The sequence below is a fragment of the Exiguobacterium sp. SH5S4 genome (genome assembly GCF_004337045.1).
GTDB classification, from domain to species: Bacteria; Bacillota; Bacilli; order Exiguobacteriales; family Exiguobacteriaceae; genus Exiguobacterium; species Exiguobacterium aurantiacum_A.
In genome coordinates, this window is sequence record NZ_SJUQ01000060.1 from 1 (window position 1) to 1,129 (window position 1,129).

Annotated in this window: 1 protein-coding gene; it reads left to right on the top strand. The window is 55.7% G+C overall.

All coding sequences use genetic code 11. The features are described from left to right. Positions 1-175 precede the first annotated feature (175 nt). On the top strand, positions 176-1,129 hold a 954-nt coding region (locus EVJ32_RS15870), incomplete at its 3' end, for a transposase (RefSeq protein WP_201740700.1).

A 1,129-nucleotide genomic window follows, 5' to 3' on the forward strand; every position in this document is an offset into this window, starting at 1 on the left:
GAGGCTGGGACATAACTCAGTAGATTTATAAGAAAGAGGCCACCGGGAGCGACTTGTTCGCTAACGGTGGCCTCTTCTCATTTTTATGGGTTCGTTCACGCATTTCGGACTAAACAGATAGGGGCGACCTCTGATAAAGTTAAAGTGACCAAACCATAACTTTGGAGGTGCCCCTATGTACAAAAAGTATACCATGAACCAGTTGGTTTTGCCCCTAGATTTAGAAGTCCGTCTCCAGGAAAACGATATCGCCTTCGCCGTCCACGATCTCGTCGAACAGATTCCGGACGAGGCCTTCGAGCCGTTCTGGCGAACGACGGGCTGCCCCGCTTACCATCCGCGTATGATGATGAAGATCGTCCTCTGCGCCTACACACAGTCCGTATTTTCAGGTCGAAAGATCGAAGGCCTTCTAAAAGACAGCCTGCGGATGATGTGGCTCGCCCAGGGCCACGAGCCGAGTTATCGGACGATCAACCGTTTCCGCGTCCATCCGGCCGTGTCCCCGATCTTGAAGGCGGCGTTCGTCGCCTTCAGATGTCATCTCGTCGAGACCGGCGAAATCGACGAGGAGGCGATCTTCATCGACGGCACGAAGATCGAGGCGAATGCCAACCGCTATACGTTCGTCTGGCGGAAGGCCGTCGCGAGATACAGCGCCGCGCTCGTCGAGAAATCGAACCAGCTGTACGACGAACTGATGGCCGACCAGGTCATCCCCGAGATCGAACGGGAGAGCCCGGACGCGCTCTCGGTCGAAGAACTCGAACAGATCGCAGCGCGGCTCGAAGAGAAGATCGAGTCCATCAACGAGGAAATCGCCACGGCGACCGACGTCGCCGAACGGAAACGATTGCGTATGAAACGGAAGATACCCCGCCGCCTCCACAAACAGGCCGCCGATTTCGCCGCCCGGAAACGTCGATACGAGGAACACATGGCCACCTTCGGTACACGGAACAGTTACTCGAAGACCGACAGGGACGCGACGTTCATGCGGATGAAAGAGGATCACATGAAAAACGGCCAACTGAAGCCGGGGTACAACGTCCAAATCGCAACCGAAGGTCAGTACACGCTTGCCTATGATGTCTATCCGAACCCGACCGACATGAAGACGTTGATCCCG